This is a genomic window from Candidatus Methylomirabilota bacterium (assembly GCA_035764725.1).
In the GTDB taxonomy this organism is placed as follows: Bacteria; Methylomirabilota; Methylomirabilia; order Rokubacteriales; family CSP1-6; genus DASRWT01.
In genome coordinates this window covers 60,921-82,128 of record DASTYT010000047.1, presented here as the reverse complement: position 1 = coordinate 82,128, position 21,208 = coordinate 60,921, and the positions used below count along the sequence as shown (strand labels likewise).

Below are 21,208 nucleotides of genomic sequence, written 5' to 3'. Positions count from 1 at the left end.
CGTTGGTGGCCTCGGACGTGATCCACCGCGAATGCGGCGTGCTCAAGACGACGTACCAGGCGGACATGGCACTGTATCCCTTGCCCATCGCGCGCTGGGCGGTGGGGGCGCTCGCCGTGCTCTTCGTGGTGGTGCTGCCGCTCACGCTGCACGAGTATTACCTGTCGATCGGCAATCTCGTGTGGATTGCCGTCATCGGCGCCCTGGGCCTCAACATCCTGGTCGGCTACACGGGCCAGGTGTCGATCGGCCACGGCGCGTTCATGTCGGTCGGCGCGTACACGGCGGCCAACCTCGCCACCCGGCTCGACTCACCCTGGCCGGTCAACCTCCTCGCCGGTGGGCTCATGGCGGCGGCGGTGGGCGCGGTGGTGGGCATCCCCTCGCTCCGGATCAAGGGCCTCTACCTCGCCATCGCCACCCTGGCTGGGCAGCTCATCATCGAGTGGACCATCAACCACGTGACGTTCATCAGCGGCGGCGTGCAGGCCTCCATCGAGGTACCGCGCCCCCGACTGGGGCCGATCGTTCTCTCCAGCCAGCGCCAGATGTACTTCTTCCTCCTCTTCTTCGTGATCCTCGCCATCCTCGCGACGCTGAACCTCGTGCGGAGTCGCATCGGCCGCGCCTTCATCGCCATTCGCGACCAGGACATCGCGGCCGAGATCATCGGCATCAACATCTTCCGGTACAAGCTCTTGGCCTTCGCGATCTCGTCGTTCTACGCGGGCGTGACCGGGGTGCTCTACACCTACTTCCTCGGCATCGCCAACTACGAGCAGTTCCAGATCACCGTGTCCATCGACTACCTCGCCATGATCATCATCGGCGGGCTCGGGTCGGTCCTGGGCTCGGTGCTCGGGGCGATCTTCGTCACCCTCCTGCCCATCGTGATCCGGCTGTCCATGGAGGCGTTCGGGGACGTCCTGTTCTCGCCGCAGACCGTGCTCAACCTCATCCCCAACCTCCGCCTGATGCTGTTCGGGGCCCTGATCGTGTTCTTCCTCATCGTGGAGCCCGAGGGTCTCAACCGTCTGTGGCGGAACATCCGGAACTATTTCCGCATCTGGCCTTTCGCGTACTGAGCGTGCGCGAAGAAAGGAGAAGTCTATGAGGCGATTCCTGGCCATCGTGGCGGTTCTAGCCCTGGCGACGGGCAGCCTGCTCGCGACGGGTCCCACCCAGGCGCAGCAGTACAAGGGTGAGATCGTGCTCGGCGCGCAGTGCGACCGGACGGGGGCGACCCAGATCGTGGGCACCATCCTCTGTCCCGGATTCCACGACTACATCGCCCTGGTGAACTCGAAGGGCGGCGTCGAGGGCTACAAGATCAAGGCCCTCGAGATCGATCACGAGTACAAGGTCCCGCCCGCCGTCGAGTCCTACGAGCGGTTCAAGAAGGAAGGCGCGGTGACGATGTCGGTGTACGGCACCCCGCAGATCTACGCGCTGGCCGCCAAGCTGACCGAGGACCGGATCCCCGGCACCTCGCCCGGCTTCGGCAGCGCCGCCGCCGCCGACGGGGTACGGTATCCGTACATCTTCCCCATCGCGGCGACGTACTGGTCGCAGGGCGCGGCCGCGGTGGACTTCGCCAAGAAGCAGCTGGGCGGCAGCCTCAAGGGCAAGAAGATCGCGTACATCTTCTATGACAACCCGGCCGGCCGCGAGCCCATCGACGTGCTGCAGGACCTCGCCAAGGTGGAAGGGTTCACCATGAAGGAGTTCGCGGTGCCGCCGCCCGGCGTCGAGATGGGCGCGCAGGTGCTCGACATCGCCCAGCGGTTCCGCGCCGACTACGTGATCGCCCACCTCTTCGGCGGGGCGCCTGCGGTGTCGATCAAGGAGTTCAAGCGCGTGGGCTATCCGCTGAAGAAGGTCGTTTCGTTCGTGTGGGGCTCCGCCGAGGCCAACATCGAGGCCGCGGGCGGCTTCGGCGTCGCCGAGGGCTATCACACGATGCAGTACGCGGGAGTGGGGCAGGACTACCCCGTGCTGAACGAGATCCGCGAGATGTACAAGAAGCAGGGCAAGCCGGCGCCCAAGGAGATGGCCTCCACGGTGTTCTACAACCGGGGCGTCCTCGTGGCCGCGCTCCACGTCGAGGCCATCCGCAACGCGCTGAAGGCCAAGCCGGACGGGAAGATCACCGGCCAGGACGTGAAGAACGGCTTCGAGAAGATCTCCAACTTCACCCTGGGCGGCCTGGTGCCGCCGCTCAAGATCACCCCGACCGACCACGAGGGCGGCGGGCTGGTCCAGATCTGGCAGGTGAAGGGCGGCAAGTTCGAGAAGGAGACGGACTGGTACTCGGCCTACACGGACGTGGTGGCCAAGCACATCAAGGCCGCGGCGGCCAAGTAGCCGCGGAGAACGGAGACGCGCCGGAGGGGGCCCGCGCTCCCTCCGGCGCAACAGCGCGATGCTGAGCCTCAACAACGTCGAGGTCATCTACGACAGCGTGATCCTCGTCCTCAAGGGCGTGTCCATCGGCTGTGCGGAAGGACGCATCACCACGCTGCTGGGCGCCAACGGCGCCGGCAAGACCACCACCCTCAAGGCGGTGTCCGGCCTGCTCCGTACCGAGCGGGGCGAGGTGACGAAGGGCACGGTGGAGCTCAACGGGGAGCGCATCGACCGCCTCCCTGCCTACGAGGTGGTGGGGCGCGGGATCGTCCAGGTGTTCGAGGGCCGGCGAGTGTTCGAGCACCTCACCACCGAGGAGAACCTGATCGCGGGCGCCCACACCCAGCGCGACCGCGGCAAGGTCGCCGAGGGGATCGAGCGCGTCTATCAGTACTTCCCGCGCCTCAAGGAGCGCCGCCACGTGCAGTCCGGCTATCTCTCCGGCGGCGAGCAGCAGATGCTGGTGATCGGGCGTGCCCTCATGTCCACGCCCAAGGTGATGCTGCTCGACGAGCCGTCGCTCGGGCTGGCCCCCATGCTCGTCGAGGAGATCTTCAGCATCGTGCAGCGGCTGAATCAGCAGGAGAAGCTCACCGTGCTCCTCGTCGAGCAGAACGCCACCATGGCGCTCAGGATCGCGGACCACGGATACGTCATGGAGAACGGACGCATCGTGCTCGAGGGCACCGGCGACGCCCTCCGGGAGAACGCCGACATCAAGGAGTTCTACCTCGGGCTCACCGAGGTGGGCGCGCGCAAGTCCTACCGCGACGTCAAGCACTACAAGCGGCGCAAGCGCTGGCTGAGCTGAGGGATCCGTGTCCGCGCAGGGTATGACGGTCTACGACGTCATCGCGCGCGGCGCGGCCGCGCACGGGGACGCGCCGGCTTTCGTCCACGGCGACACCACCGTATCGTTTCGGGCCTTCCAGGAGCGCGTGGACGCCCTCGCGGGCGGGCTCGCCGCCCTCGGCATCGGCCGGGGCGATCGCATCTGCATCCTCGCCCAGAACGACCTCGCGTACCTCGATCTCTACGGCGCCTGCGCGCGGCAGGGGATCATCGCCTACCCCATCAACTGGCGCTTGACCGGCGACGAGGTGGCGCGCGTGCTGGAGCGCGCGGCTCCGACGATGATGGTGGCGGACGCCTCCACGCTCGGCGTGGTCGGCGGCTGGCCCGGGGAGAAGAAGACGGTCCCGTACTGGTACCTGCTCGGCTCCTCCCCCAGCGCCCCCGGCTTCGCGCCGCTCGCGACGCTCTACCGCGGCGGCGCCGGCCCGGCGGGCGACGAAGTGGCCAGCAATGACATTTTCGCCGTGATTTCCACCGCGGCAGTGGATGTGATTCCCCGGGGCGCCGCGCTCACCCACACCAATGTGCTCGCGGCCAACCTTACCATCATGGCGGCCACCGGCCTCGGCCCCGCCGACCGCTATCTGGCCGCGCTGCCGCTCTTCCACATCACCGCGCTGGGCTGGACCCTCGCGACCTTCCACGCCGGGGGGGCGAGCGTGCTCGTCTCGCGCTGGGACGCGGACGAGGCGGTGCGCCTGATCGATCGCCACCGCGTGAGCTATCTCTCCGACTTCCCCCCGGTGCTCACCACGCTGCTCGACGCGGCGGAGAAGGCGGGCAGCCGCCTGTCGAGCCTGCACCACGTGTCCGGCCTCGACGCGCCGCAGACCATCCAGCGCCTTCACGACACGACCGGCGCCAAGTTCTGGACGGGCTTCGGGCAGTCCGAGACCACGGGCTTCGTGTCGATCGTCCGCGTGGTGGACAAGCCGGGCTCGGCAGGCAAGCCGGTGCCCGCCGCTCACGTGAAGGTGGTGGACGACTACGATCGTGACGTGCCCGCGGGCAGCCCCGGCGAAATCGTGGTGCGGGGGCCGCTGGTGTTCCAGGGTTACTACGACCAGCCGGACGTCACCGCCTACACCTTCCGCGGCGGCTGGCATCACACGGGAGACGTGGGCCGCTTCGACGCCGAGGGGTACCTCTACTACGTCAAGCGGAAGCCCGAGAAAGAGCTGATCAAGCCGGGCGGCGAGAACGTGTACCCCGCCGAGGTGGAAACCGTCATCATGCAGATGCCGGGGGTCACCGCCGTGTGCGTCTACGGCATCCCCGATCCCCGATGGGGTGAGGCCATCAAGGCGGTGCTGGAGGTCAAGGACGCCGCCCGCCACTCCGCACAGTCGGTGGGCGAGTTCGTGGTCTCGAAGATCGCGCGCTTCAAGCGGCCGCACGTGGTGGTGTTCACGGACGCGATGCCGCGCGGCGCGGACGGCGCGGTGGACCGCGAGGCGGTCAAGTCCAAGTGGGGCGACGGACACTAGCGTGAAGGTGTTCAACGAGCAGCACGAGATGTTCCGCCAGACGGTGCGCGCCTTCGTGGACCGGGAGGTCACCCCGCACATCGAAGAATGGGAGGGGGCGGGGCAGATCCCCAAGTCGATCTGGCCGCGCATGGGCGAGCTGGGCTTCCTCGGCGTCGAGTACGACGAGAAGTACGGCGGCGCCGGCGCCGACTTCCTCACCTCCGCGGTCATTCACGAGGAGATGGCCCGCTCGCGCTGCGGCTCGCTCGCCATGGCGGTCGGCGTCCAGAACGACATGTCCTCGCCGCACCTCTACTGGACGGGCTGCGAGGCGCTGAAGGAGAAGTACCTTCCCGGGGTCTGCAAGGGGCACTACCTCTGCGCCATCGCGGTGACCGAGCCCGGTGGCGGGTCCGACGTGGCCGCCATCAAGACCCGCGCGGTGCGCGACGGCGACTACTACGTGCTCAACGGCGCGAAGATGTTCATCACCAACGGGGTGATGGCGGACCTCTATTTCGTGGCCGCGCGCCTCGCAGGGCGAGGCGCAGCCGAAGGCGAGACGAGCAATACGAAGGATGGCGAGCGGGACAAGCGCCACAAGGGCATCTCGATGTTCCTCGTCGAGCGGGACACGCCCGGGCTCTCGGTGAGCCGCAAGCTCGACAAGATGGGCATGCGCGCCTCCGACACCGCGGAGCTCGCCTTCCAGGACATGCGCGTGCCCGCCGAGAATCTCCTGGGTCAGGAGGGCACGGGGTTCTACGAGGTCATGCGCATCTTCCAGCGCGAGCGGCTGGTGGCGGGGCTCCACTGCACGGCCGGGTGCCAGCGGGCGCTCGAGGACACGATCGCCTACGTGCAGGGCCGCCACGCGTTCGACGGGCCGCTGTCCGAGAAGCAGGTGGTGCGCCACAAGCTCGCCGAGCTGGCGACCCTGATCGAGGCGGGGCGCTGGCTCACCTACGCGGCCTGCCTGAAGTTCCAGGGTCACGAGGACGCGGTGCGCGAGATCTCCATGGTGAAGCTCTTCACCGCGGACATGGCCCAGCGCGTGGCCTACGACTGCGTGCAGCTCCACGGCGGCTACGGCTACATGCGTGAGTACCCGATCGAGCGGTTCTTCCGCGACTATCGCCTCATGACCATCGGTGGCGGCACCTCCGAGATCATGAAGGAGATCATCGCCAAGCAGATGAGGCTCTGATCCATGGCCGGACGGGTGGCGGGCAAGGTGGCGATTGTGACGGGTGCGGCCAGCGGTCTCGGGCGCGGGATCGCGCTCGCGCTGGCCGCGGAAGGCGCGCGCGTCGCGGTGGTGGACCTGAACGAAGCCGGCGCCAAAGAGACGGTGGAGGCCATCGCGAAGGCGGGCGGGGAGGCCGGCGCCTGGCGGGCCGACATCAGCGACAAGGGGCGCATCGACGCCGTGGTGGCGGAGGTCGCGGCCCGCTGGGGCGGCGTGCACGTCCTGGTCAACAACGCCGGGCTCGACAAGGTGGGTCCCTTCGTCCAGTCGCCGGAGTCGGACTGGGACCTCATCTTGCGGGTGAATCTCAAGGGCCCCATCGTCTGCACGCGCGCCGTGCTCGACGTGATGATGCGGCAGGGCGGGGGCAAGATCGTCAACATCGCGTCCGACGCCGGGCGCGTGGGCTCGACCGGCGAGGCCGTCTACTCGGCCGCCAAGGGCGGCATCATCGCGTTCACCAAGACCATCGCGCGCGAGATGGCGCGGCACCGCATCAACGTGAACTGTGTGTGCCCGGGTCCCTCCGACACCCCGCTCTTCGCCGAGGTGGCCGCGGGTAATCCGAAGCTCGCGGAGAGCCTCAAGCGCGTGATTCCCTTCGGTCGCCTCGGCACGGCCGAGGACCTGGCCCCTGCCGTGGTGTTCTTCGCCTCGGATGAGTCGGGCTTCGTGACCGGACAGACCCTGTCCGTGTCCGGCGGCCTGACCATGGTGTGAGGGTGTGCCGCCCGATCTGGTGGTCGCCGGACACGTTACCCTCGACGTGACGTCGGGGGGCACCCGCCCGGGTGGGGCCGCCTATTACGCCGCGCTCGCTGCCCACCGCCTGGGACTGCGGGTGGGCCTTCTGACTTCGTTCGGCGACGACTTTCCCCCGGACACGATCCCGTCGGACATCCTGGTCGCGAAGGTCGACAGCCCGAGGAGCACGACGTTCACCCTGACGGGCACGGGGTCGTCCCGCACGCTGACGCTCGGCGCCCGCGCCGCGGATCTGGAGACCGACGATTTGCCTCCGGACTGGACCGCGTCGCCGCTGGCGCTGCTCTGCCCCGTGATCAACGAGGTCGACCCGGCTCTGGCCGAATCGCTCGGCGCCGCGTCCCTGGGCGTGTTGCCCCAGGGCTGGATGCGCCGCCGCGAGCAGGGAGGCCGCATCGTGGCCCAACCGTGGGAGGAGGCCGAGGCGGTGCTGGCGTGGGCGCAGCTCATGGTGGCGAGCGAGGAGGACGTCACGGGCTTTCGAGAAGACGCGGTGGAGTGGCTGCAGCGGGTGCCGCTGGGCGCCCTCACCGCGGGGGTGCGAGGCGCCACGCTCTTCGTCAACGGCGAGCCCTATCACGTGTCGCCGGACGTTGCCACCGCAGTGGACGACACCGGAGCGGGCGATGTCTTCGCCGCCACGCTCCTGACCGAATACCACCGCAACGGGGATCCCTGGGAGGCCGCGGCGGCCGCGGCGGTGGCCTCGGCGGCGGCGGTCGAGGGCAAGGGCGCCTCGAGCCTCCTCGATCGCGCGGCCCTCACGACGCGCCTGGCCGAGTACCGGCGGCGGCGGGGCGGTTGACAGTGCTAGACTGAACGCGAGATGGGCGAGCGACGCATCCGGATCACGGCGGGAGCGGTGAAGGCCGACGCGATTCTCGACGACTCGAACACGGCGCAGGCGGTGTGGGATGCGCTGCCGCTATCGATCCCCGGCGACACCTGGGGCGACGAGATTTATTTCGGTATTCCCGTGAAGGCCAAGCCCGAGAGTCCGCAGGAGACGGTGGAGATGGGCGCCCTCGGCTACTGGCCCCCGGGCTCGGCCTTCTGCATCTTCTTCGGACGGACGCCGGCGAGCCGGGGTCAGGAGATTCGCCCCGCGAGCGCGGTCAATGTGTTCGGGCAGCTCCTAGGCGACCCTACCGTGTTCAAGAAGGTCACCGCCGGGACCACCATCCGCATCGAGCGCGCGTGAGCCGCCGCGGGCGGCCCGCGCAGGAGGCGTCATGAAGATCTTCCTCGATACCGCGAGCATCCACGAGCTCAAGGAAGGTGTGGCCATGGGTCTGGTCGATGGCTGCACCACCAACCCGTCGCTGATCTCCAAGGAGAAGCGCCCCTTCCGTCCCCTCGTGGAGGAGATCTGCTCCATCGTGCCGGGGGACGTGAGCCTGGAAGTGGTCGCCACCGACTACGACGGCATGGTGAAGGAGGGCAAGGAGCTGGCCCAGGTGGCGTCCAACGTCGTCGTGAAGTGCCCGCTCACCAAGGACGGCCTCAAGGCCGTGAAGCATCTCACCGGGCAGGGGATTCGCGTCAACCAGACGCTCTGCTTCTCCGCGCCTCAGGCCCTCCTCTCCGCGAAGGCGGGCGCCGTCTACATCAGCCCGTTCCTGGGGCGGCTGGACGACATCGGCGCCGTCGGGATGGACCTCGTCCGCGACATCTGCCAGATCTACAAGAACTACGGGTTCAAGACCCAGGTGCTGGCCGCCTCCATCCGCAATCCCATTCACGTGCTGGACGCGGCCAAGGCGGGCGCCCACGTGGCGACCATGCCGTTCAGTGTGCTGGAGATGCTGGTCAAGCATCCCCTCACCGACATCGGCCTCAAGAAGTTCCTGGAGGACTGGGAGAAGTCGGGCTCCAAGATCTAGGGCCCCATTCCACCCTCCCGGGCCCCCCGGCCCGTATACCTGACTGACATGGACAGGGAACGGGCCCTGATGCGGCGGGTCGCCCAGGGCGACGGCCGGGCCTTCACCGAGCTGGTGGAGGCCTACGGCCCCAAGCTCATGGCCGTGGCCACACGGCTCCTCGGATCCCGCGCGGATGCCGAGGACGCGGTGCAGCGGGCGCTGCTCCAGACCTATCAAGGAGCGCGGAGCTACGAGCCGCGCTGGGCGGTGTCGACGTGGCTCTACCGCGTGCTCACCAACGTGTGCGTCGACGAGCTGCGCCGCCGCGGCGTGCGCGCCGCGCATGCCGCAGCCGCCGAGGCGGAGGAGCCCGCGCCCGCCTTCGATGCGCCGGGCGATGCTGGCCGGCGCATCGACGTGGCGCGGGCGCTCGCCAAAGTGCCGCGCGAGGCGCGTGTGCTTCTCGCCCTCCACTACGTGAACGGGCTCGGCAACGCCGAGCTCGCTCGCATCCGCGGCATCTCGATCAATACGGTGAAGAGCCAGCTCGCGCGCGGCAAGTCCATCCTGCGCGCCGCGCTCGCCGAGGGAGGCCAGGCATGATTCGCGATCGAGTCGACCTGATGCTCATCGACTACTTCAAGCCCGCGGGCGGACCGGTCGCCCTCGCGCCGCAGGTGATCCGCCGCGCCGAGGGGGCGGACCGCGACGCGGAGGCGCTGCTGGACCGGCTGGCCGTGTCGGCCACGGCAGAGGGTGTCCGCCTGATCCGCCTCGGGCGCCAGACGCGTGGGGAGACCGGCGCGGCCCGGCGGCTGATCGAGCGGGCGCGCGAGGAGCTGCACGAGTATCTCCGCGGCCAGCGCGTCTACTTCTCGGTGCCGGTGGATCTCCACGAGGCGCCCGAGTTCCAGGCCAAGGTGCTGCGCGCGGCCGGGGCCATTCCGTTCGGCCAGGCGCGGCCCTACGCGTGGGTGGCCAAGCGGATCGGGCATCCTGGCGCGGTGCGCGCGGTGGGGACCGCGCTGGGGAAGAATCCCGTGCCGCTCATCGTCCCCTGTCACCGCGTGCTGAAGAGCGACGGCACCGCGGGCGGGTACATCTTTGGCACGCGGCTCAAGGGGCGCCTGCTCGAGATCGAGCGCACTACGCCGGTGCTGGAGGGCTGCACCAGCACCCGTGTCGTGTGCCGCGTGGGGTGCTCACATCTCCGCCGCGCGAAGCCGGAGAACCGTGTGGTGTTCGCCTCCGTGGAGGATGCGCGGTCGGTGGGGTACCGGCCGTGCCGGGTATGCCGACCCGCGCAGGTCGCATGAAGACCCCGGAGGACCTCGCGCGCCGCTGCGCGGGGCTCGCGTGGGACGACCTCGCGGCGTCCCTCGACGCGCGCGGCTACGCCACCACCGGCCCACTGCTGGAGGCCGCGGACTGCGCCGCCCTCGTCGACCTCTACGCGGACGAGGCGCGCTTTCGCAGCCGCGTGGACATGGCCCGCTTCCGCTTCGGGGAAGGGGAGTACAAGTACTTCGCGGCGCCCCTACCCGAGCCGGTGGCGACGCTGCGCCACGCCCTCTACCCGCCGCTGGCGCCGGTGGCCAACCGCTGGGCCGAGCGGCTCGGCGCACGCGAGCGCTTTCCCGCCGACCACGCCGGCCTGGCGCGGCTCTGCGCCCGCCACGGCCAGACCCGCCCCACCCCGCTGCTCCTGCGCTACGGCAAGGGCGGCTACAACTGCCTGCACCAGGACATCTACGGCAAGGTCGCCTTCCCGCTCCAGCTCACGATCCTGCTCAGCGAGCCGGAGCGCGACTTCACCGGCGGGGAGTTCGTCCTGGTGGAGCAACGGCCCCGCGCCCAGTCCGCCGCGCACGTGGTGCCGCTGGCTCCCGGCGAGGCCGTGATCTTCACGACGCGCTACCGGCCGGCGCGCGGGGCCCGCAGCTGGTACCGTGTGGCCCTGCGCCACGGCGTGAGCGAGATCCGCTCGGGCGAGCGCTACACCCTCGGCGTCATCTTCCACGACGCCGAGTGATGATCAGGGTCGCACGGCGTTGAGGTAGGTCCAGCAGCAGCGGAACGCGTCGCGCCCGCCGAAGAGCGTGTCCATGGCGTGGCGGATCAGGGCCAGGCGGTCGGTCACGGCCTGCGCGCTCGGGGGGCGGCCATCAACCTTGGCCGAGCCGCCCACCCAGCCGAGCACCGCCTCGTGATACGCGCTGAGGAACTCGAACCACTCGTCCACCCGGGCTTCGATGGAGCGCGCGCGGACCTCCTCCACCGTGAAGCCCGCCCCTTCCAGCGCGCCCAGATAGTGAGCGAGCGGCCGGACGGGGAGGAACACCTGGTCCCGATGCGCGACATGAGCCTGCAGGCGCGCCTCGTCGTCGAGGAGGGGACGGTAGGCGGCGTACCGCGCATCGTTCCGGACAAGTCCCATCGCCACCTCGTGAATGGCGTAGACGGTCTCGTCCAGGATCCATTCGCTGGGGCGCGATTGCGGGTTCCGGATGTTCCCCGACTGCACGAACGCCCGTCCACCCGGCCTCAGCACACGGGCCCAGGAGCCGAGGGTGTCGCCGAGACCGCGGTAGAGGTGGATCGCGTTGGTGGACACGATCACGTCGGCCTTCCGGGCGAGGAGCTCGGGCCCCAGCACTTCGTCGAGCAGCTCGAGGCGACGCTCCTCCTTCAGCCAGTGGAGCAGGCGGAAGGCCACGCGCTCCTCACCCCCGAACTTGTCCAGCGCGACGCGGAGGAACTTGGGCGAGCTGTCCACGATGAGCACGCCGACCTGGCGGTCGAAGATCCGCAGGTTCAGCCGATCCAGCAGGATGCCGGTGCCGCCCGAGTAGTCGATGAGTAGATGGCCGTCCTCGAGATGGCGAGCGAGGTCCTCGACCGTCGGATCGAGGTTCCTGTACCAGCCGTGGTTCTCCACCGTGTCGTACTTGAGCCCGAAGGTGTCCATGGGCTGCCGCACCCAGTCCTGGTCCGGCACTCGGGCGAAGCCGGCCGGCCACTGGAACCGCGCGCGTGGACGGCCCGCCGGCTGCAGGGGGCCGCTCACCGCCGCGTGGATGCGGAGGAGGTCCGGGATGGTGGCGGCGGGCCGCCGGCCCCAGCCGCATTCGGTGGAGACTCCGAAGCCGGAGACGAAGCGCCTGGCCACCTCCATGCGCCGCCGGGTGCCCTCGACGCCGTCGGTGTGGTGGACGAGGCCGAGGTAGAGCTCGGTCTCGGCCCGAAGGCGCAGGTCGCGCAGCGGCGCGTAGTACGAGTCGTCGAGGCGCTCGCGGGGGACGGGAAGGTGTATCCAGTTGAGCGGCCGCCCCAGGCTCGCGGCGAGGGCGTTGGCGAGGTCGACCAGCCGGCCGGCGTCCGCCGGCTCCTTGAAGTGCCGGTGCTGCACGTCACCGTAACAGAGGTGATAGCCGAGCGGGACGTCCGGCGGCACGTGGCGGGAGATCCGCAGCAGGCGCTCCAGAATGCCGCCCTTGACCTCCCCGAACCACACGGGGTAGACGCCCTCGAGCATCCCCAGCTCGAAGTTGGTGTCCCACTGGATGGCGAGCTGATCGTGCGGCACCTCGCGCAGGATGGACGCGAGCTCGGCGAGGACCTGCTCCTCGTACACGGGCTCGAGCAGCGCCCGATGCTCGGGCACCACGAAGGCGCTGATGGGAGCCAGGGGCGTGGGCAGGCAGACCTGAAGGCGGCAGGCCACGGGGACCACCCCGTCGCGCTTGAGGCGGGCGAAGACACGGTACGACGACACCGCCGCGTCGGCGTAGCCGAGCGCGCCGAACGTCACGCTCTCCGCGCGCGCGCCCTCGGTGAGGCGGACGCGCGGCAAGGGACGCCAGCTGTCGGGACCGGGCGGCACCACCTCGAGCTGCCGCTGGGTGGTGAACACGGGGAGCTGCCAGACAATCCAGTCCGAGCGCGGCCCGGTCTCGCCGTCGGGGATGCGCCGCACGCGGTCCCCGATGGCGCCGGCGACCGCGCGGAACACCGCCTCCGAGCTGGTCAGCGGCACGCTGCCGACCAGATGCGCTCCGGAGGCTTGGAGATCGTGGGACGGGGAGCTCATGCCGGCGCTCGGATGAGGCCGAGCTTCCGCCCGAATCCCTCGGACGTCAAGGCGGCGGCGGGGGCGCTACTCCTTGTAGTCGAGGCCGGCCGCGGCGAACTTGGGCCGCACCGGCGGCGACATGAGGTAGGCGATGTAAGCGCGCGCCGCCTCGACGGCGGTCGCCTTGGCCGCGAGGCCCGCCGAGTACGTCGTCACCTTCTGAATATCCTTCGGCAGGGGACCCACGACGGTCACGCCCTTCACGGGCATGATCTCGCTGATCTGGTGCACGACCAGCTCGACCTCGCCCTTGGCGACCCGCTCCGCCGGATAGCCCCCCGAGACGAGCGTGGTCTTGGGCTTCATCGCGTCCGCGATGCCCCAGCTCTGGAGGAGGCCGGAGAAGTACACCCCGCTCGTCGCGCCCTGGGACGGATCCACGTAGGTGATGGACTTCGCCGCGAGCAGCGCCTTCTTGAACGCCTCGGTGGTGGAGATGTCGGGCTTGGGCGCGCCCTCGCGGACGCCCACGCCCATGCCGGTACGAGCGATGTCGGCGCGAGAGCCGGCGACCACGCGATCTTGCTTGATCTGCTCGTCGAGGGCGGTGTCCGGCAAGATGACCACGTCCGCGGGCTCGCTGGCGAGCCGCTGACGTGTCTGGCCCGCGGTGCCGAACTCGAAAGAGACCTTGTGCCCCGTCTCCTTCTCGAAGGCCGGGGTCAGCTCGGTCACGATGGCCCGTACCGCCCCCGCGCTCAGCACCTTGATGTCCGCCGCCTCGGCGGCGCCGCCGATTCCCAAGAGGGCGCCGGTGAAGATCAGGGCACCGAGTATCGGCATGGTCGATGTCAGCATGGGATCAGCCTCCGTTCTATCCGAGGAAGTCGCGGCAGAGCGCCTCCCACATCTCGGCGGACAGGCGCAAGCTCTCGGTGTCCACGCGCTCGTTGTGACCGTGGAACATCACCGGATACTCGTGGTAGGGGATGCGCAGCGAGTGGAGCCCGAAGCCGTAGGACGGGATCCCCTTCCAGCGGAAGAAGCGCGCGTCGGTGCCGCCGGTGGTCATGGCCGGCACCACGCTGCCGTTGGGCATGAGCTTGGTGGCGACGCGGGACATCGCGTGCATGATCGGCGTGTCGAGCGGCGAGAGCGAGCCCCCGCGTCGGCGATTGGGCGGCGTGTCGATGGTCACGCGGTCGGCGAGGTCGCCCATGGCCTCCTTCAGCATCGCCTCGACCTCCTCGGAGGTGATGCCGGGGAGAGCCCGGATGTCCACCTGGATCTCGACCGTGTCCGGGATCACGTTCACCTTGGTCCCGCCGCGCACCACGTTGGGTGAGAACGTGGTGTGGGTGCAGGCGTGCGCTTCGCGGGCGAGCGTGACGTTGTCCATGTCGCGGGCGGCCTTCCACACGCGGTCCGGGTCGATGAGGTCGGCGGTGAGGTCGGGGTCGAGGCCCAGCGTGGTGATGTAGTTCTTCCACGCGTCGAGGATGCGCGCGGCGGGGCGATAGTCGGCAATGCGCTGGATGACCTGAGCGGCGGTGACGAGGGCGTTGTCGGTGCGGAAGGGTCGCGAGCCGTGCCCCGGCGTGCCGTGCACGGTGAGCAGGCGCCAGTTGCCGCCCTTCTCGCCCACCGAGACGCGCAGCTTGTAGCCGGTGGGCGTGGGGATGGGCACGCCGCCGCTCTCGGTGATGACGTAGTCGCACTTGACCGCGTCGGGCTGGTGCTCGACGAGGTGCTCGGCGCCGTACACGCCTCCTGCCTCCTCATCCGCGACGGCCAGGTAGATCAGCGTGCCCTTGGGCCTCCAGCCGCTCGTGGCGAGCCGCCGGGTAGCCACCGCCATCGTCGTGGTGAGGTTCAGCATGTCGATGGCGCCGCGGCCCCAGACGATGCCGTCCACCAGGTCGCCCGCGAAGGGGTCGCGCTGCCAGCCGGAGGGGCTCACCGGCACCACGTCGGTGTGGCCCATCAAGAGCAGCGTGGGCGCCTTGGGGTCGCGGCCCTGGATGCGGGTGATCAAGCTCATGCGGCCGGGCGACGAGGTATAGCGCTCGCAGGAGAGGCCCGAGCCCTGGAAGAACGTCTCGAGCGCGTCGCAGCTCCGGTCCTCGTGGCCGGAGGATTCCTCGCCGGTGTTGACGCAGCCGTTGCGGATGAGGGTGCGGAGCAGCTCGGTGGACTGGACCTCGACGTCGCTGGCCGTGCTCATGTCATGCTCTCCCGGTGGTGGCGGGGACCTGGGGGCGGATCTCGCGCGCGAAGCGCTCGAAGATGGACACCATGTCGTCGAGATCTCGATAGCGGGCCTCGAGGAGGAACGAGCCGACGCCGAGCTCGCGATAGCGCTGGATGTCGGCGACGATCTGCTCGGGCGTGCCCTGCAGCGGCTTGCGGTCGGTGCCGCCCGGCCGGTCGCGGAACGCGAGCCCGACGCGGAGCGTGATCGCGAGGTCGTCGACCGTGCGATTGGCCCGCGCGCACTCGGCGCGGAGGCGCTCCATGTCGCGCGCGAACGCGTCGGGCGGGGTGAAGGCGGCGTGCCAGCCGTCGCCCAGCTCGGCGACGCGCCGCAGGGCGCGAGGCGTGTGCCCGCCCACCCAGATCGGGATGCGCTTGCGCGGGGGCTGGGGAGCCACCCCGATCTCGCCGAAGGTGAAGAACTCGCCCGCATGGCGCGGCCGCTCCTCGGCCCAGCACGTCCGCATGATGCGGATGGCCTCGTCGGACCAGGCGCCGCGCCGGTCGTAGTTCCCGCCCAGGATCTCGATCTCCTCGCGCATCCAGCCAACTCCGACGCCCAGGATCACGCGGCCCTCGGCAAGGTGATCGAGGGTCGCGATGGTCTTCGCGGCGAGCACGGGGTGGCGATGGGGCAGGACGAGGATGGTCGTGCCGAGGAGCGCGCGCTCGGTGACCCCGGCGACCAGCGCGAGCGTGGTCAGGGGCTCGAGGAACGCCGCCGAGGGCGGCAGCGGGAACTCGCCGGTGGCGTTGTAGGGATACCTGGACTTGATCGTGTACGGGAGCACCACGTGGTCGCTCGCCCAGAGGGACTCGTAGCCCAGCGCCTCCATCTTCCGCGCGAAGGCCAGCACGTTGCCCCGGGTGGCGATGGGGCCGAACACGGGCAGGTGACAGCCGAACGTCGGCGCGGGCGCGGCCATGGGTGGCTAGCGGGCGCCGGCGCCGGAGGCGTAGACGATGGCGTCGGCCACCTCGTCGCCGGCGATCATCTCCCCGAGGCGCGCCCGCTGGATCTTGCCGCTCGACGTCTTGGGGATCGTGCTCGGACGGACGAGTAGCACCTTGGCGGGGCGATGGCCGGTGGCGCGGTGCACACGCTGCACGATCTCGCGCACGAGCGTGGACTGCTCCTCGCGCGTGCCACCGTCGCCGCGGAGCTCCGCCACGACGTGCAGACGCTGGCTGCCCGTGCGCTGGCTGTCGATGCCCACCGCGGCGGAGTAGCGCACGCCGGGCACGTGATCCACGACCTCCTCGACGTCGGCGGGGATCACGTTGACGCCGGCGAGGATGATCAGGTCCTTCACGCGTCCGGTGATGTAGAGGTACTCCTCGGCGTCGAGGAAGCCGAGGTCTCCGGTGCGGAGCCAGCCGTCCGGGGAGAGCACGCGGGCAGTCGCCTCGGGGTTGTTGTAGTAGCCCTGCATCACGCCCGGGCTTTGCACCACGATCTCCCCCTCCTCGCCCGGTCCCAGCACGCGGTCGTCCTGCATGATGCGCACGGACACGCCCCGGCAGGCATGGCCGACGGAGAGGAACTTGCCGGAGGAGTCCAGCCGGAGCGGGGTGAAGCGCGGCCAGATCGCCACCGCGAGGGTGGCCTCGGCGAGCCCGTAGCAGGGCGTGATGACGTTCTGCAGCCCGAACTTCCGCTCGAAGGCCTCGATCGTGCTGATCCGCACCGGCTCGGCGCCCGAGAGGGCCTGCTTGAGCGAGGAGAGCTCGAGGCCGGCGGCGTCGGGGATGTTTCGCACGCAGTTGCGATAGCCGAAGTCCGGCGACACCGTGAAGGTGGCGCGGACGCGCGTGATCGTCTCGAGCCAGACCCGCGGGCTCTTGAGGTCGGGCGGCAGGAGGTGCAGGGCGGCGCCGGTGGTGGGCGGGGTGAACGCGCAGCCGATCAGCCCCATGTCGTGATAGAGCGGGAGCCAGGAGACCACCACGTCCTCGCGCCCGAGGTGCGCGGCCTCCGCCATGAACTCGACGGTGCGGCACACATTGGCGTGGGTGAGGACGACGCCCCGCGGCTGGCCCGTGCTGCCCGAGGTGTACTGGATGAAGGCCACGTCGTCTTCCCGGATCGCGGGGAAGGCGGGAACGGGGGCGTTCGCCTCGAGATCCGACGGCTCGAGGACGTGGCGCACGTTGGGGGCGGCCCCCGCGGACTCGTCCACGCCCGTCCGGAACCAGCCGATGGTGACCACCGCCTTGGCCTCGGAGTCACGGAAGATGCCGGCGGTGGCCTCCACGCCCAGCGTGGGATAGAGCGGCACCGGGATCACGCCGAGACGGAGGGCGCCAAAGAAGGTGTAGAAGAACTCGGCGCAGGTCGGGAAGATCAGGCAGACCTTGTCCCCGCGGTCGATTCCGTGGCGACGCAGCCCGGCCGCGTAACGCTCGCTCTCACGCCAGAGCTGGCCGTAGAGCACGGGGCTGTCGAAGAGGGTGAAGTAGGGCTTGTCCGGGTCGGCGCTGACCCGTTGCCCCATAAGCTCCGCAAGCGTGGCGGCCTTGATCATGGAGACCCCGTCATTTTAGCGGAAATTCACGCCAACGGCCTGCCCTCGCTCCGCTCGGGACCCCCATCATGTATCCGCTCGCCTCGCCTTCGGCTGCGGCTCGCCGAGCCACTGCCACCGGACTAGCGCTCGATGACAATGGTCTCGAAGCACTCCGCGTAGGCGTAGCCCTTGAGCTTGCCCAGCTCGGCGTTGCGCTCGCGCACCCGCTTCTCCACGCCGACGAAGTCCTTGAACTGGCTCTGGTGGCAGGCGAGCGCCTTCAGCTTGATGTCCATGGTCTCGCTGATGTCGACGACCAGCGCCGGGCTCTCGAACCACATCATGTGGACTTCCTTGATCTTGTGGGGCTCGAGCCCCTGCGCGAGGAGTTCGGGGAACGCCATGTGGTCGCGGGCGAGGGGATAGACACAGTCGAGCGCAATGCCGGCCACGGTGCGGTGGTCCCGGTGCGAGGCGCCGAGATTCTTGGTGCGGTGCGGATTCTGGATGATGAGGAGATCCGGCCGGTGGCGCCGGATGGAGGCGGTCACCGCCATGCGTGTCTCGCGGGTGTTCTCGACCTCACAGTCCGGGAAGCCGAGGAACTCCACCGTCTCCACGCCCAGCACGCGCGCGGCGTTCCGCTGCTCCTCCTCGCGGATCGCGGCCAGCCGCTCCGGCGTCATGGCGCGGTCGCTCGAGCCCTTATTGCCATTGGTGACGATGCAGTAGCTGACCTGCTTGCCCTCCCGCACGAGGCGGGCGATCGTGCCGCCGGCGCCGAACTCCGAATCGTCGGGATGCGCCGTCACCACCATGACACGCTGGATGCGCTCGCTCATGTCTTCTCCTTTGTTCGCCTATAATGCGGCCCGTGATGAGGAAAGCAAGCGGGGTTTTCCTGCTCGTGCTGCTGGCCCTCTTCCTCGTCCTCGCCTCATTGCCTGGTGACGTCGCCCAGGTGCGCGTCGGTCCGCTCTCCCTCGTGTGGTGGTACGGGGGCGTGATCGCGCCGGCGCTCGCGCTGATCGCCGCGCTGGCCCGCGGCGCGCGCGGATGAGGGCCGCCGGCGCGGTCCTCGCCGCGTGGCTCGGCCCCGCGACGTGGCTGGCCGTGCCCACGCTGCTCGTCGCGCAGGGCGCGGCTGGACTCTGGCCCGGGCTCCTCATCGTCGTGGCGCCCCTGCTCGCGCTCGCGCTGCGCGCGCGCCTCCCGGCGGACGACACGACGCGCGCGCCCATCCCGCTGGTGCACGTCGCCACGTTCTTCGTCATGGTCGCGCTGCTGATCTGGGCGGGGCTCGTGCTGGCGGGCGATCTCGGATCGCGGCTCGGTGCCCCGCGCTGGCACGGCATCGCCCTGGCCGCCGCGGGCGGGCTACTCCTCACCGCGTGGCGGGGCGCGGAGCGCGCGGTCCCCGTGCTCCTGTTCGTGGCCGCGGTGAGCGCGCTGATGCCGCTGATCGCGATGTCCGCCTCCGCGGGGCTTTCGCCCCTCGCGGCGTGGCGCGCGGTGTCGGAGCGCCCGGCCTTCGTCTTTCCGCCCACCAGTCGCTGGGTGACCGAGGGGCGCGATCTCCGACTCGCCCAGGGGCTACAGCCGTTGCGCTTCGAAGAGGCGCACCGGATCACGGCGGCCGTCGAGACGACCTTGAGGACGCGTATCAGGGAAGGGCGCCAAACTCTTGATCGTGAAGCGCCATTGGCCACGGGACAATCGTTCACCTTGCGGCCCGGCGATCAGCTCGAGCCCACTCCCGGCGCGCGCGTCAAGTTCGAGGCCGGGCGCCGCGTTCCCGGCGCCCCGGCCACCGGGCTCGTCTGGGCGGACGGCGGAGCGCAGGGCATCGTCGCCACGCTGGCCAGCGTGGGCCTCGGCGTGACGCTCTTGGGCGGCGGCGTGGCATTGTTCGGCCCGCCCCTGGCCGACCGCGCCTCGCGCGGGGAAATCGTCCTGGTCGGCGCCATCCTGCTCGCCACGTTCTGGGCGCTCCAGGCCTGGGCAGTCTATGCGGTGCTGGCCGCGCCCGAGATCTTCATGGGTGGGATCACCCCCGATCGGCTGGTCGATGTGCCGGGCCTTGCGATGGTCGCGCGTCCCACCGGGGTGCAGCTGCAGCTCCTGCTGGTGGTTGCGGTGGGTGCGAGCTTCATGGCCTCCACCGTGGCGCTCCGCGCGCGACTGGCCGCGGTTGATCCGGCGGGCGATGGCGAGATCGGCAGCGATCTCGGTCTCTGGACCATGGTGTTCGTGGTGGCGGCGCTCGCAAGCCTCTGGCACGTCGATCCCTGGGCCGTCAGTCTCACCGCGCTGGGCGCCGGCGCGGCGGTGTTCCTGCCGCGGGCGCTCCTGCCGAATGCCGCCGAGCGGCCCGAAATCGCCACGGTCGCCGGCGTGACCGCGCTCGCGGTGTACGGGATCCTGCTCCTGCTGGGGCGCGTGACCGGCCTCGCGCGCCCGGCCGAAAGCCTCATCGGCGCCCTCTGCGAGCAGCCCGCGCTGCTCGCGGTGCCGGCGGGGCTCGGCGCCCTCTGGCTGGCGACGCGCGGCGGGCGCCGGACCCGGTGATCCGCGTCCTGGGCGCGGGCGGGCGCGCGCTCTACACGCGCCCCCTCATCGGCGCGCTCGCGATCACGATCGCCATCCACGTCGCCGCCTACATGCTGAACGCGGTGCTGCCCTTTCGCGCCACCGCGCTGGGCGCGACCGGCACGCAGGTGGGCCTGATGTTCTCGGTGACCGCGGGCGTGGCGATGTTCTTCCGCCCCGTCGTGGGGGGCTGGGTGGACCGCCACGGCGTCCGCGTGGTGCTGATCCCCGGCGTCGTGGTCCTCGCCCTGACCTCGCTGGGGCTGCACGGCGCGGGCTCACCGGGCGCCCTCATCGTCCTCATGGCCGGCGTCGGCCTCGCCAACGGGCTGATCTCCACCGCGGCGGGCGTGCTCGCCGCGCAGGCGACCGCGCCCGCCCAGCGGGGAGAAGCTCTCGGCCTCTACTATCTCGGGACCTCGCTCGCGGTGGCGGTGGCCGCGCCCGCCGGCATCGCGCTCCTGCGCCTGGGCGGCATCGAGTGGAACTTCTACCTCGTCACCGTGCTCGCCGCGCTCATCCTGCTCTTCACCGTCCTGCTGACGCCCACCGGCGCGGGCCGGCCCGATGCGGCGGGCGGCCGCTTGCGCCTCTGGAGCCGGCACGCGCTGGGCGCGGCGGCGGTGATGATCCTCATCACGCTGGGCCAGTCGAGCATCGTGGGCTTCGTGCCGCTCTACGCCGAGCGCCACGGGCTCGGCGGCTGGATCGGCTGGTTCTTCGCCCTCTATTCGGTGTGGATGATCCTCTGCCGCGCCCTCCTGCGCGGGATCTCGGACCAGGTCGGGCGAGTCCAGGTCCTGGGGCCGTCCATGACGGCGACCGCCATGGGCTTTCTCATGCTGGCGGCGCCGCCCAGCGGCGCCACGCTCATCGCGGGGGCGCTCTTCCTGGGCACCGGCGCCTCGCTGACCTACCCGACCATGATCGCGCTGCTGGTGGACCGCACACCCGACCGCGAGCGCGGGCTCGCCATGGGCACGCTGTCCGCCTCGTGGGACGTCGGCGTGGTGCTGGGCTCCGCGCTGGTGGGGTTCGTCATCGAGCGGCTGTCGTTCCACGCGGGCTTCGCGGTGGGCGCGGTGGGCGCGTGTGCGGGACTCCTGACCTTCGTGCTGCTGGAGCGGGCCCGCGCGCGGCGCCCGGCTTACCCTCGGCCCGCCGAAGCGGTATGATCT

Annotated in this window: 21 protein-coding genes; 15 read left to right on the top strand and 6 right to left on the bottom strand. The window is 70.2% G+C overall.

Going from position 1 to position 21,208, the window contains the following annotated elements; all coding sequences use genetic code 11:
• Nucleotides 1-38: 38 nt before the first annotated feature.
• From VFX14_07355 to VFX14_07300, 12 genes are read left to right on the top strand one after another with little or no spacing between them, the layout of a single operon-like run.
• Nucleotides 39-1,085 carry a branched-chain amino acid ABC transporter permease gene (locus VFX14_07355; GenBank protein HEU5189487.1) on the top strand — a complete coding sequence of 349 codons (1,047 nt, stop codon included), beginning with the start codon at nucleotides 39-41 and terminating at the stop codon, nucleotides 1,083-1,085.
• A 25-nt stretch (nucleotides 1,086-1,110) separates the two neighbouring features.
• A complete protein-coding gene (locus VFX14_07350; GenBank protein HEU5189486.1) occupies nucleotides 1,111-2,364 on the top strand; it encodes an ABC transporter substrate-binding protein in 1,254 nt (417 codons plus the stop codon).
• Between the two features lie 58 nt (nucleotides 2,365-2,422).
• Nucleotides 2,423-3,217: an ABC transporter ATP-binding protein gene (locus VFX14_07345; GenBank protein ID HEU5189485.1), complete on the top strand. Its 795-nt coding sequence runs from the start codon at nucleotides 2,423-2,425 to the stop codon at nucleotides 3,215-3,217.
• 7 nt (nucleotides 3,218-3,224) lie between these two features.
• On the top strand, nucleotides 3,225-4,748 hold the full coding sequence (locus VFX14_07340; GenBank protein ID HEU5189484.1) for an AMP-binding protein: 1,524 nt from the start codon (nucleotides 3,225-3,227) through the stop codon (nucleotides 4,746-4,748).
• Between the two features lies 1 nt (nucleotide 4,749).
• Nucleotides 4,750-5,937 carry an acyl-CoA dehydrogenase family protein gene (locus VFX14_07335; GenBank protein ID HEU5189483.1) on the top strand — a complete coding sequence of 396 codons (1,188 nt, stop codon included), beginning with the start codon at nucleotides 4,750-4,752 and terminating at the stop codon, nucleotides 5,935-5,937.
• A 3-nt stretch (nucleotides 5,938-5,940) separates the two neighbouring features.
• The gene (locus tag VFX14_07330) at nucleotides 5,941-6,699 is read left to right on the top strand and encodes a 3-oxoacyl-ACP reductase family protein (GenBank protein HEU5189482.1); all 759 of its coding nucleotides are present in this window, start codon (nucleotides 5,941-5,943) and stop codon (nucleotides 6,697-6,699) included.
• 4 nt (nucleotides 6,700-6,703) lie between these two features.
• A complete protein-coding gene (locus VFX14_07325) occupies nucleotides 6,704-7,549 on the top strand; it encodes a PfkB family carbohydrate kinase (GenBank protein HEU5189481.1) in 846 nt (281 codons plus the stop codon).
• A gap of 21 nt (nucleotides 7,550-7,570) precedes the next feature.
• On the top strand, nucleotides 7,571-7,945 hold the full coding sequence (locus VFX14_07320) for a cyclophilin-like fold protein (GenBank protein ID HEU5189480.1): 375 nt from the start codon (nucleotides 7,571-7,573) through the stop codon (nucleotides 7,943-7,945).
• Nucleotides 7,946-7,976: 31 nt separating this feature from the next.
• Entirely contained in the window at nucleotides 7,977-8,627 is a 651-nt protein-coding gene (fsa, locus tag VFX14_07315; GenBank protein HEU5189479.1) for a fructose-6-phosphate aldolase, read from the top strand.
• A 48-nt stretch (nucleotides 8,628-8,675) separates the two neighbouring features.
• Complete coding sequence (locus VFX14_07310) at nucleotides 8,676-9,212, top strand: RNA polymerase sigma factor (GenBank protein ID HEU5189478.1); 537 nt, start codon at nucleotides 8,676-8,678, stop codon at nucleotides 9,210-9,212.
• Entirely contained in the window at nucleotides 9,209-9,925 is a 717-nt protein-coding gene (locus tag VFX14_07305) for a methylated-DNA--[protein]-cysteine S-methyltransferase (protein HEU5189477.1), read from the top strand. The genes VFX14_07310 and VFX14_07305 overlap by 4 nt, the downstream gene beginning before the upstream one ends.
• Nucleotides 9,922-10,641, top strand: coding sequence for a 2OG-Fe(II) oxygenase (locus tag VFX14_07300; protein HEU5189476.1), 720 nt, complete (start codon nucleotides 9,922-9,924; stop codon nucleotides 10,639-10,641). Before VFX14_07305 ends, VFX14_07300 begins: the two co-directional genes overlap by 4 nt.
• 3 nt (nucleotides 10,642-10,644) lie before the next feature.
• Here VFX14_07300 and VFX14_07295 read toward each other — a convergent pair whose 3' ends face one another.
• From VFX14_07295 to VFX14_07270, 6 genes are all read right to left on the bottom strand, one after another.
• Nucleotides 10,645-12,699 carry a class I SAM-dependent methyltransferase gene (locus VFX14_07295; GenBank protein HEU5189475.1) on the bottom strand — a complete coding sequence of 685 codons (2,055 nt, stop codon included), beginning with the start codon at nucleotides 12,697-12,699 and terminating at the stop codon, nucleotides 10,645-10,647.
• A gap of 66 nt (nucleotides 12,700-12,765) precedes the next feature.
• On the bottom strand, nucleotides 12,766-13,539 hold the full coding sequence (locus tag VFX14_07290; GenBank protein HEU5189474.1) for a substrate-binding domain-containing protein: 774 nt from the start codon (nucleotides 13,537-13,539) through the stop codon (nucleotides 12,766-12,768).
• 16 nt (nucleotides 13,540-13,555) lie between these two features.
• Nucleotides 13,556-14,905, bottom strand: coding sequence for a M20/M25/M40 family metallo-hydrolase (locus tag VFX14_07285; protein HEU5189473.1), 1,350 nt, complete (start codon nucleotides 14,903-14,905; stop codon nucleotides 13,556-13,558).
• Between the two features lies 1 nt (nucleotide 14,906).
• Nucleotides 14,907-15,860 carry an LLM class F420-dependent oxidoreductase gene (locus tag VFX14_07280; GenBank protein HEU5189472.1) on the bottom strand — a complete coding sequence of 318 codons (954 nt, stop codon included), beginning with the start codon at nucleotides 15,858-15,860 and terminating at the stop codon, nucleotides 14,907-14,909.
• Nucleotides 15,861-15,866: 6 nt separating this feature from the next.
• Nucleotides 15,867-17,459 carry an AMP-binding protein gene (locus VFX14_07275; protein HEU5189471.1) on the bottom strand — a complete coding sequence of 531 codons (1,593 nt, stop codon included), beginning with the start codon at nucleotides 17,457-17,459 and terminating at the stop codon, nucleotides 15,867-15,869.
• A gap of 122 nt (nucleotides 17,460-17,581) precedes the next feature.
• On the bottom strand, nucleotides 17,582-18,283 hold the full coding sequence (locus VFX14_07270; protein ID HEU5189470.1) for a PIG-L deacetylase family protein: 702 nt from the start codon (nucleotides 18,281-18,283) through the stop codon (nucleotides 17,582-17,584).
• A 35-nt stretch (nucleotides 18,284-18,318) separates the two neighbouring features.
• On the opposite strand from VFX14_07270, the gene VFX14_07265 reads away from it, so the two are divergent.
• The 3 genes from VFX14_07265 to VFX14_07255 are packed head-to-tail and all read left to right on the top strand — an operon-like array spanning nucleotide 18,319 to nucleotide 21,205.
• The gene (locus VFX14_07265; GenBank protein ID HEU5189469.1) at nucleotides 18,319-18,501 is read left to right on the top strand and encodes a hypothetical protein; all 183 of its coding nucleotides are present in this window, start codon (nucleotides 18,319-18,321) and stop codon (nucleotides 18,499-18,501) included.
• Complete coding sequence (locus tag VFX14_07260; protein HEU5189468.1) at nucleotides 18,498-20,009, top strand: hypothetical protein; 1,512 nt, start codon at nucleotides 18,498-18,500, stop codon at nucleotides 20,007-20,009. The genes VFX14_07265 and VFX14_07260 overlap by 4 nt, the downstream gene beginning before the upstream one ends.
• Nucleotides 20,006-21,205 (top strand): MFS transporter, encoded by a 1,200-nt coding sequence (locus VFX14_07255; GenBank protein ID HEU5189467.1) that lies wholly within the window; start codon nucleotides 20,006-20,008, stop codon nucleotides 21,203-21,205. Before VFX14_07260 ends, VFX14_07255 begins: the two co-directional genes overlap by 4 nt.
• The last annotated feature ends 3 nt before the right edge of the window (nucleotides 21,206-21,208 follow it).

What these genes read in the sequence shown, in the direction of transcription:
- VFX14_07290 (HEU5189474.1), bottom strand. Translation starts at nt 13,539, where the DNA reads ATGCTGACATCGACCATGCCGATACTCGGTGCCCTGATCTTCACCGGC.
- VFX14_07350 (HEU5189486.1), top strand. Translation starts at nt 1,111, where the DNA reads ATGAGGCGATTCCTGGCCATCGTGGCGGTTCTAGCCCTGGCGACGGGC.
- VFX14_07300 (HEU5189476.1), top strand. Translation starts at nt 9,922, where the DNA reads ATGAAGACCCCGGAGGACCTCGCGCGCCGCTGCGCGGGGCTCGCGTGG.
- VFX14_07265 (HEU5189469.1), top strand. Translation starts at nt 18,319, where the DNA reads ATGAGGAAAGCAAGCGGGGTTTTCCTGCTCGTGCTGCTGGCCCTCTTC.
- VFX14_07310 (HEU5189478.1), top strand. Translation starts at nt 8,676, where the DNA reads ATGGACAGGGAACGGGCCCTGATGCGGCGGGTCGCCCAGGGCGACGGC.
- VFX14_07275 (HEU5189471.1), bottom strand. Translation starts at nt 17,459, where the DNA reads ATGATCAAGGCCGCCACGCTTGCGGAGCTTATGGGGCAACGGGTCAGC.
- VFX14_07270 (HEU5189470.1), bottom strand. Translation starts at nt 18,283, where the DNA reads ATGAGCGAGCGCATCCAGCGTGTCATGGTGGTGACGGCGCATCCCGAC.
- VFX14_07345 (HEU5189485.1), top strand. Translation starts at nt 2,423, where the DNA reads ATGCTGAGCCTCAACAACGTCGAGGTCATCTACGACAGCGTGATCCTC.
- fsa (HEU5189479.1), top strand. Translation starts at nt 7,977, where the DNA reads ATGAAGATCTTCCTCGATACCGCGAGCATCCACGAGCTCAAGGAAGGT.
- VFX14_07305 (HEU5189477.1), top strand. Translation starts at nt 9,209, where the DNA reads ATGATTCGCGATCGAGTCGACCTGATGCTCATCGACTACTTCAAGCCC.
- VFX14_07295 (HEU5189475.1), bottom strand. Translation starts at nt 12,699, where the DNA reads ATGAGCTCCCCGTCCCACGATCTCCAAGCCTCCGGAGCGCATCTGGTC.
- VFX14_07285 (HEU5189473.1), bottom strand. Translation starts at nt 14,905, where the DNA reads ATGAGCACGGCCAGCGACGTCGAGGTCCAGTCCACCGAGCTGCTCCGC.
- VFX14_07260 (HEU5189468.1), top strand. Translation starts at nt 18,498, where the DNA reads ATGAGGGCCGCCGGCGCGGTCCTCGCCGCGTGGCTCGGCCCCGCGACG.
- VFX14_07330 (HEU5189482.1), top strand. Translation starts at nt 5,941, where the DNA reads ATGGCCGGACGGGTGGCGGGCAAGGTGGCGATTGTGACGGGTGCGGCC.
- VFX14_07320 (HEU5189480.1), top strand. Translation starts at nt 7,571, where the DNA reads ATGGGCGAGCGACGCATCCGGATCACGGCGGGAGCGGTGAAGGCCGAC.
- VFX14_07280 (HEU5189472.1), bottom strand. Translation starts at nt 15,860, where the DNA reads ATGGCCGCGCCCGCGCCGACGTTCGGCTGTCACCTGCCCGTGTTCGGC.